The sequence below is a fragment of the Hyphomonas sp. genome (genome assembly GCF_013823385.1).
In the GTDB taxonomy this organism is placed as follows: domain Bacteria; phylum Pseudomonadota; class Alphaproteobacteria; order Caulobacterales; family Hyphomonadaceae; genus Hyphomonas.
Genome location: NZ_PNMA01000064.1, coordinates 1 through 7,568 on the forward strand (window position 1 = coordinate 1; position 7,568 = coordinate 7,568).

Genomic DNA, 7,568 nt, shown 5'->3' on the forward strand with positions numbered 1-7,568 from the left:
ACATTGGCGGCAAACTGCTCCTTGGCCCTGAATCCATTCACTCTTGGCAGTTTCACACCGACTCCACCTTCGACCCAGAAGCGTGGTTGGATGAGTGCGCCACTCGCATAACCACCGACCTCATCAAACAAGCCAGAGGCATCGCCGCCGCTGCAAAAGCAGGGCTGCTCACCTAATTACGGGGGATTATAAATACCAGCATGACAAACTTCTCAGGCACAGACGCGCTTCAGGCGCTTACCGCATTTGCTATCTTGCATGGCAATTCCCTACCAACCTACCAGCGTGACTTCCTGGCCAATGAAATGGCGGGCGGCGACCTACTCCGACGCATCATCGTTGGAATGGAAGTGCTCTACGCTTCTAGGGGCGAGGAAGACTTCCCTGAGGAAGGCGTCTCGCTGCTAGACGGTCTGGCTCGTTTTGTAAGCCAGAACAACTTTTATGGCCTAGGTGGCCTAGAGGGTCGTGCAACCAAGATTGCCCTAGTTGCGCAGCGCCTCCTAGAAGATGGTGACGCCGTTGCAGAAGACGACATTGAGCCATCCACCGAGTATGTAGGCAAGCCCGCGACCGAAGGTCCTACTCCAACAGTTTAATGGGTTGGATTAGCTATCTCAAAACCAGGCTGAGAGAAGCCTCTAGCTGGGCCTCCATTGTGGCCTCGATCACTGCTGCCAGCGTGCTGGAATTCCCTTGGGATATTGCAGCCGCAATCGCCGGTGTCATTGGCGTGCTGGTCCCTGAACAGTCGAACAAAAAGGAAGCCACCTCAACAGACGAGGTGGCTTCTGATGTCTAATGTAGGGGTAAACCAAGAAATGCGCGATTTGCTCATCCGGCTCGACCAAAAGGTCAGCGATGGCTTCGAAAACATCAACCACAAGTTGGATGAGATGAACCGCCGTGCTGATGGTCACGAAGATCGAATCCGCCGGTTGGAAGATACCACTAACAACCGCAGCCAGTTCATTCCTCGCTTTGAGGTCGTGGAAGCCAAAGTTGCAATCCATGAGGGCCGCTTCAACCAACTTGACGGAGCCGGAAAAGGCGCGGGTCTTTTTGGAAGGGTGGCGACCGCCGCACTAGGTGCGCTCGCTGCTGTCCTGGCAATGTTGGGCCTTCAGGTCAGCACCACACACAAGGCAAGCCACCCAACCACAGTGGAGCAGCCTGCCAAAGGTGCCATCCTAAAGTGAGGACCAAGCCCCTCAACTAAGTAGGGGATGAATTGGCAGTATGACCCACAGATAAACCCGCTGGACTTCGAAGGCTTCGTCTACCTCATCACCAGCCCCAGCGGCAAAGGCTACATTGGAAAAAAGTCGGTATGGACCCGCAAGGGCCGAGGCAAAAAGCAGACCACTTCAGAATCCAAATGGCGGGACTATTGGTCCAGCAGCAAAGAGCTACAGGCAGACGTCAAAGCGCAGGGCAAAGAGGGTTGGACGAGGACGATCCTTTGCTGGTGTAGGGACAAGGCAAGCCTCACCTACTGCGAGCAGCGTGAGCAGTTCGCCCACAACGTCCTAGGTGCCAGCCTGCCAGACGGCTCCCCTGCCTATTACAACCGCAACATCGCTGGCCGCTTCTACCGCGCTCCTGACGCCATTTGAGCCGCCTTTTGGTGCCCCTCAGATAATTAGAGCAAAAGGGAGGAACACCACATGACACTGAAGCCAACACCAATTCCAGCAGCCGAGAAACTCCAGATGATGAAGGCCGACAAGCCCGCGTTCCTAGCAGGTGACAACACTGCGCTAGCCGAGAGCCTTGAACGCGCAATTCAACTGCTGGAGCGCAACATCGCCCTGATAGAAGAGCGCAGGAAGCAGGAGTAGGAATTTTGCCTACACCACCAATCTTCGGTTGCGATCCCAAAACTCTGAAAGCAAAGAGAGTTAACGAAACGCTAACAGGAGACAAAAATGCCCGCACCCGAAGACAAGCTGTTTGTAATTGACCAACACTTCCAAGCCCGCATCTTCGAAGCACAGATCGGCACTCGTCAGGGCAAGCAGGTAGTCGCGTTTGTTCTTGTCGAATGTGAGGTGGACGACCCGCAACGCTTTGCTTTTAATGGCGGAACGTGGTGGAAGATCGAACAACCACAATAAACGATTGACAAATCAGCGTTCTAGCCGAGAATGGCCTCTCTAACCGGAGGTCATTCTTTTGCCATCTAAGCGTCGTGCCAATGTCCAAGCCCTTCCACTTTTCAACAGGCTGCTCGATGAGCGTTGGCCCGATGCCAGCGGGGATATCCTGCCCTCTGAGAGCACTCTCAGGGCCATCGAGGAGTTTGGGCGTCAGTATGTAGCCGAGGCGCTCCTTGACCCTGACAGCCCTCCTCTGGCGTATTGCGCAGCGCAGTGGCCCACGAGCGGTCCTGCGCTGCTGGGCATGACCTTTGCCTACAACAAACTCCACCCCCTCAACACGGCCACGGGCGAGGACTGCTTCAGCTGCCTATGGGCAGAGCAAGGCGGGGGTGACGTCCTGACCAAGGACCAAATGCAGGGCGCGCTGGCGCTGTATCTCGTCGCCCACATGGGGCGACCTACCGCCGTGGACTAGAACTCATGGCGATGCCCTGACCCAGGGGATCAGGACACCACCGTTTAAGCGCAGCTGGCTTTGCTCAACACATCGCCATTCGTAATTGCGTTCATCAGCTGCAACCGCGTCAGGCCATGTAGCGTGACGCTGGAGCCAGTGAGGTTGACAAACTCCTTGGCAACTGGAGCAGCGCAGTTGAGCGTTCCAAACTCATAACCGTCTGCGACCGCAATCTCGATATCGAAAAGGTCGTAAACGTGGCTGATGTCACCATAGCGGTGGTGGAATGTATAGTGGACCACCTCCCGCCGGTAGCAGCCGATGATCTTTCCCTCACCACGAATAAAGGGGATGATGTTGAAGCGCACCATCTGTCCTTTGGTGTTGTCGTAAACCTCTTGGTTGAGTATTGCCATTGCCATTCTCCTGTTAGTGGCCTGCTCGCTTTGCAACCAGAGTTAATAAAGAGCTAGACCCAGAATGGCTGAAATCCTCCTTTTTGTGAATTGTTGAACACTCGCGCGCTCGCGTGAGTTATTCTTACGGGGGCAGGAAACTGTTCTTCAGTTTTTCTGCGCTGCACCAAATCTTTTCACTGAGGTTTAGGAATTGTTAACCACCTGAACACAGATCGAGTGGGCAGCGGAGGCAATGGTGCTTCCGATTGCTTAAACCAGGAGACGCTTTATGCGTAATTTTTTCAAGTCCATCGCCCGTGACGAGCAGGGTGCGACCGCCATCGAATATGGCCTGATCGCTGCGCTGATCGCGGTGGCCGCTGTCGGCACCATGACCAGCGTCGGTGAATCGCTCGACGGCACCTTCGCCAACGTCAACACCAAGATCGCTTCCGGCAACGCCAGCGCGCCGTAAGCTGCAAGGTCTCCTGCGGGTCTGGTCCCCCGAGGGTGGGGTGGGAGGAAACTCCCACCCCATTCTGCCATGACTTCAATCCCAGTGCGTAACCGTGTATGCAAGGGAGCACGGCTGCGTCTATTGCTTCGCGCGCCCCACCCACGCCTATCACGACCTCTCGCCGGGGCTCGATTTCGAGACGCGGCTCTTCGCCAAGCCCAATGCGGCCGCGCTGCTGCGGGCGACGCTGGCGAGGAAGGGATACAGCCCACGGCCGATTGCGCTCGGCACCAACACCGATCCCTATCAGCCGATCGAGCGCGATTACCGCATCACCCGCCAGATCCTCGAGGTCTGTCTCGAAGCGCGCCACCCCGTCACGATCACCACCAAGTCCGACCGGGTGCTCCAGGATGCCGATCTGCTGGCGGCGATGGCGCGCGAGAAGCTGGTGGCGGTGTCGATCTCGGTGACGACGCTCGATCCCGTGCTTTCAGGGAAACTCGAACCGCGCTGCGCCGCACCGTCCAAGCGGTTGAACGCGCTTGGTAAGCTGGTCGAACTGGGCGTGCCGGTGCATTGTTCGCTGTCCCCCGTCATCCCGGCGATCACCGATGAATTCATGGAAGAGATCATCGCCCGCGTCGCGCCGCTGGGGGTGCGCAGTGTCGGCTGGATTCCCCTGCGCCTCCCCCACGAGGTCGCCGGCCTGTTCCGCGAATGGCTGGCCGTCCACTACCCCGCGCGGGCAGGGAAAGTCATGAGCATTGTCAGGGAGATGCGGGGCGGACGCGACAATGATCCGAACTTCCACAGCCGCATGAACCCGCAAGGCGTGTGGGCCGACCTCTTCCGCGCGCGTTTCCGGATCGCCTGCCGCAAGGCCGGGATCGGCAGAGCCAAGTTCGAACTCGATTGCTCGCGCTTCAGGCCACCACAAAGCGATGGTCAATTGTCGCTGCTGTGATACGCTTGAACGCACCACGCGACCACAAAAGGGGGAATCATGCGCTGGACTGTTCTTGCCGCCGCCGCCGCTTTCGCATTCACGACCACCAGCGCGCAGGCGCAAAGCATCCAGCACTTCACCCGCGCCGATTTCGAACGCGCGCTGGTTGACGCCGGGGCCACCATCACCACCAAGGATCCCAAGGCCGAGCGGATCGATTTCGAGTTCGATGGCGGCGTGATCGCCGATGCGCTGCTGCTCGCCTGCGAGGACAATGTCGCCAAGACCAAGTGCCTTGGCTCATCGATGCTCGCCACCTTCGAACCCGAAGACCGCACCCGCGAGCAGATTATCGAGGCGATCAACACCTACAACTACAAGGAAAATTTCGGCCGGGCCTATCTCGATCAGGACGGCACGATCTCGGTCCGGATGTATATCATCGCCGACGGCGGCATAACGCGCGCGAATTATTCGAGCCAGATCGGCCTGTGGTTCGCCTCGGTCTCGGACTTCTTCGGCTACCTCTACGGCGAGGAGTAAGCCTCGGCGGTGCCGGTCGGTCCGGAGCCGCTTGAACGGTTGGGGAGCTTGCCCATGCGTATCAGGAGACCGGTGCTGCTCGCCGCAGCCGCTGCGCTAGCGATTGGGGTGGCGCTTGCCACCTGCGCGCCCTCGCTCCCTGCGCCCGATCACGCCGAGGTGGCCTATGCCCCGCTCTCGGCGAGCCAGAGGTTCGATCTCTATCTTCCGCAGGGCCCGGGCCCCTTCCCGCTGGTGATCAACATCCATGGCGGCGGGTTTTGGCAGGGCGACAAGGGGATGCTCTCTCCCGAGCTTCTCGAAGCGCTGCGCGCGCGCGGGATCGCGGTTGCCACGGTCAACTACCGACTCGCGCCCGAAGCGCGCTTTCCCGCCGCGATCGAGGATGCCAAGGCCGCGGTGCGCTTCCTGCGCGCCAATGCCGCGCGCTATCGCCTTGATCCGAAGCGCTTTGTCGCCTTCGGGCAATCGGCAGGCGGCAACCTCGCCGCGCTGATCGGGACGACCGGGAATGCCGCCGTGTTCGACAACCCCGCGCTCGGCAATCCGGGAGTCTCTGCCCATGTGAACGCAGTGATCGACTGGTTCGGGCCGCACGATTTCCTGCTGATGGACCAGCAGGCCCGCGCGCAGGGCTGCCCGCCCAATCACGATGCGGCGGATTCGTTCGAATCCCAATATCTCGGCGCCCCGATCAGGACCGTGCCGGACAAGGCGAGCGCCACCAACCCGATCACCTATATCGATGCTGCAGACCCGCCGTTCCTGCTGCAGGTGGGCAGCGCGGATTGTCTGGTCCCGGCCGCGCAGACCACCATTCTCGCAGACGCGCTGCGGAAGGCCGGGGTGCCCGTCGAACTCGACATGTTCGAGGGTGCGGGTCACGGCGACAACAGTTTCTGGTCGCCGGTCTTCGTGGGCGACGACAATGTCGAACGGGTGGCGGATTTTGCGGAAGCGCACCTGCGAAAGTCGCGCTGAGGCGGCGCGGCAGGCTCCTGCGATCAGTGGCGGTAGAATGCGTCGAAGGCGCGCATCTCGTCATCCTGCGGCGGTTCGAACATGGCGAGCCAATGCGCAATCACCCTGACATCAATCCGCTGAGCTGGCGGCAGCCCGGCGTTGCGCCCCCTGACGCGGTCCTCCAGCTCAGCGAGGGGAACATCGCAAAAATGCAGTTCGCATCGCGCACCCGCCTCACTTGCGAGCGCAAGATACCTCAACCGGTCGGCGCGCGACCAGAAGCCGTTCTCGAGGATGACCGAAAACCCCGTCGCCAGCAGCGAGGCCGCGAGCTGTCGCTGCTCGGCCTCGATTGTCTCTCGAGCGGCCTCGTCGTTCAGATCGAAGCCCGCGCCGATCATCCATTCGTCGGGCGAGAGGCGGATGCCTTTGCCCTCGCGTTCCAGCGACCTCGCCAAAGTGGTCTTGCCCGCGCCCATCAGGCCGCAGACCAGCGAGAGCCGCGGCCTGATCACCCAAACCCCTCCCCCGCCTCGCCCGGAGAAAAGCGGATCAGGCGGCTGTCGATCAGCGCCGCGGTGCGGTTGACCACCGCGAGTTGATAGTCCGGGTCCTTGATCATCTCGAAGAAGGCGCCCGCATTGGGGTAATGCGCGATGAAGCCGTTGTGCCATTCGCGCACCTCGGGCCCGGTCACCATCGTCTCGAACCGCCCGCGCCACAGGATCTTGCCGCCCACCCGCGCGAAGATCGGGCCGGAGGTGCGGCCATATTCCTTGTAGGCCTCCCTGCCGCTCCAGCCCTTGCCCGCGTGCTCGTGGCCCTCGGGATATTCGGCGTGCTCGCGGTAGAGAAGCAGGTTGAGCATGTTGATCGGCGTGTCGCGGGGCAGGTCCTTGAAGGACTGGAAGTTCGCCGGGCTCGGATCGATGTAGGTTTCACTCATTATCCCATCCTTCTCCTGTCAGGTCGCATTGCATGTAGACCGTATCGAGCAGGCGGCCGAATTTCTTGCCGACATTGCGCATCCGGCCTGCATGGACGAAGCCGCACTTGGTATGGAGCGCGACGGATGCAGGCTCGCCGCCGCCGACGACGGCGAGCATCTGTTGGAAGCCGCTCACCCGCGCCGCATCGATCAGCGCAGGCAGCAGAACGCTGCCGATGCCCTCCCCCCGCGCCTCGTGCGATACATAGATGCTGTCCTCGCAGGTATGCGCATAGGCCGCACGGTCGCGGAAGCGGGCGGCATAGGCATAGGCGACGACCCTGCCCTCCAGCTCCGCCACGAGGAAGGGGAGCCCGCGCGCGGCGAAGTCAGCAAGCTTTTCCTGCCAGAACGCCGCATCGGGTGCGGCGGTATCGAAGGTCGCGGTGCCGTTCGCCACGTGCCAGGCATAGATCGCGGCGATGGCCTGCGCGTCATGCCTGCGCGCAGGCCGGATCGCGACTTCAGGCAAGCGTGTAGTCCTTGAACCTGTCGCGCAGGTCCTTCTTCGAAATCTTGCCGGTGGCGGTGTGCGGGATGTCGTCGACGAACTCGACCGCATCGGGCATCCACCACTTGGCGATCTGCGGGCGCAGGTGATCGAGGATGTCGTCGGCGCAGCAATCAGCGCCGGCCTTCTTCACCACGAACAGCACCGGGCGCTCGTCCCACTTGGGGTGGAAGATGCCGATGCAGGCCGCCTCGGCAACC

14 protein-coding genes and 1 pseudogene are annotated in these 7,568 nt (G+C 60.7%); 10 read left to right on the plus strand and 5 right to left on the minus strand.

What is annotated here, in order from left to right:
- The first annotated feature begins 200 nt into the window (after window positions 1-200).
- The 6 genes from C0456_RS19060 to C0456_RS19085 all read left to right on the plus strand — a co-directional run bounded on the left by C0456_RS19060 (window position 201) and on the right by C0456_RS19085 (window position 2,117).
- Entirely contained in the window at window positions 201-599 is a 399-nt protein-coding gene (locus C0456_RS19060; RefSeq protein ID WP_291055711.1) for a hypothetical protein, read from the plus strand.
- Complete coding sequence (locus C0456_RS19065) at window positions 599-802, plus strand: hypothetical protein (protein ID WP_291055714.1); 204 nt, start codon at window positions 599-601, stop codon at window positions 800-802. The genes C0456_RS19060 and C0456_RS19065 overlap by 1 nt, the downstream gene beginning before the upstream one ends.
- A gap of 19 nt (window positions 803-821) precedes the next feature.
- Window positions 822-1,199, plus strand: a complete 378-nt coding sequence (locus C0456_RS19070) for a hypothetical protein (protein ID WP_291055717.1) — start codon at window positions 822-824, stop codon at window positions 1,197-1,199.
- A gap of 27 nt (window positions 1,200-1,226) precedes the next feature.
- Window positions 1,227-1,616, plus strand: coding sequence for a hypothetical protein (locus C0456_RS19075; protein ID WP_291055720.1), 390 nt, complete (start codon window positions 1,227-1,229; stop codon window positions 1,614-1,616).
- A gap of 51 nt (window positions 1,617-1,667) precedes the next feature.
- Window positions 1,668-1,841: a hypothetical protein gene (locus C0456_RS19080; RefSeq protein ID WP_291055723.1), complete on the plus strand. Its 174-nt coding sequence runs from the start codon at window positions 1,668-1,670 to the stop codon at window positions 1,839-1,841.
- An 87-nt stretch (window positions 1,842-1,928) separates the two neighbouring features.
- A complete protein-coding gene (locus C0456_RS19085; RefSeq protein WP_291055726.1) occupies window positions 1,929-2,117 on the plus strand; it encodes a hypothetical protein in 189 nt (62 codons plus the stop codon).
- A gap of 504 nt (window positions 2,118-2,621) precedes the next feature.
- On the opposite strand, the gene C0456_RS19090 is transcribed toward C0456_RS19085, so the two are convergent.
- Window positions 2,622-2,975, minus strand: coding sequence for a hypothetical protein (locus C0456_RS19090; RefSeq protein WP_291055730.1), 354 nt, complete (start codon window positions 2,973-2,975; stop codon window positions 2,622-2,624).
- Window positions 2,976-3,246: 271 nt separating this feature from the next.
- On the opposite strand from C0456_RS19090, the gene C0456_RS19095 reads away from it, so the two are divergent.
- The 4 genes from C0456_RS19095 to C0456_RS19110 all read left to right on the plus strand — a co-directional run bounded on the left by C0456_RS19095 (window position 3,247) and on the right by C0456_RS19110 (window position 5,887).
- Window positions 3,247-3,432: a Flp family type IVb pilin gene (locus C0456_RS19095; RefSeq protein WP_291055733.1), complete on the plus strand. Its 186-nt coding sequence runs from the start codon at window positions 3,247-3,249 to the stop codon at window positions 3,430-3,432.
- 94 nt (window positions 3,433-3,526) lie between these two features.
- Entirely contained in the window at window positions 3,527-4,381 is an 855-nt protein-coding gene (locus C0456_RS19100) for a PA0069 family radical SAM protein (protein WP_291055736.1), read from the plus strand.
- A 39-nt stretch (window positions 4,382-4,420) separates the two neighbouring features.
- Entirely contained in the window at window positions 4,421-4,906 is a 486-nt protein-coding gene (locus tag C0456_RS19105; protein WP_291055739.1) for a YbjN domain-containing protein, read from the plus strand.
- 54 nt (window positions 4,907-4,960) lie between these two features.
- Window positions 4,961-5,887, plus strand: a complete 927-nt coding sequence (locus C0456_RS19110) for an alpha/beta hydrolase (protein ID WP_291055742.1) — start codon at window positions 4,961-4,963, stop codon at window positions 5,885-5,887.
- A gap of 23 nt (window positions 5,888-5,910) precedes the next feature.
- Here the strand turns inward: C0456_RS19110 and C0456_RS19115 are convergent, their stop codons facing one another.
- The 4 genes and pseudogenes from C0456_RS19115 to C0456_RS19130 all read right to left on the minus strand — a co-directional run.
- Window positions 5,911-6,384: an ATP-binding protein gene (locus C0456_RS19115; RefSeq protein ID WP_291055745.1), complete on the minus strand. Its 474-nt coding sequence runs from the start codon at window positions 6,382-6,384 to the stop codon at window positions 5,911-5,913.
- Window positions 6,381-6,815, minus strand: coding sequence for a DUF1330 domain-containing protein (locus C0456_RS19120; RefSeq protein WP_291055748.1), 435 nt, complete (start codon window positions 6,813-6,815; stop codon window positions 6,381-6,383). Before C0456_RS19120 ends, C0456_RS19115 begins: the two co-directional genes overlap by 4 nt.
- Window positions 6,808-7,329 carry an N-acetyltransferase family protein gene (locus C0456_RS19125; RefSeq protein ID WP_291055751.1) on the minus strand — a complete coding sequence of 174 codons (522 nt, stop codon included), beginning with the start codon at window positions 7,327-7,329 and terminating at the stop codon, window positions 6,808-6,810. The genes C0456_RS19120 and C0456_RS19125 overlap by 8 nt, the downstream gene beginning before the upstream one ends.
- Window positions 7,322-7,568, minus strand: a pseudogene (locus C0456_RS19130) (long-chain fatty acid--CoA ligase); the annotation flags it as partial. The pseudogene C0456_RS19130 and the gene C0456_RS19125, both read right to left, overlap by 8 nt.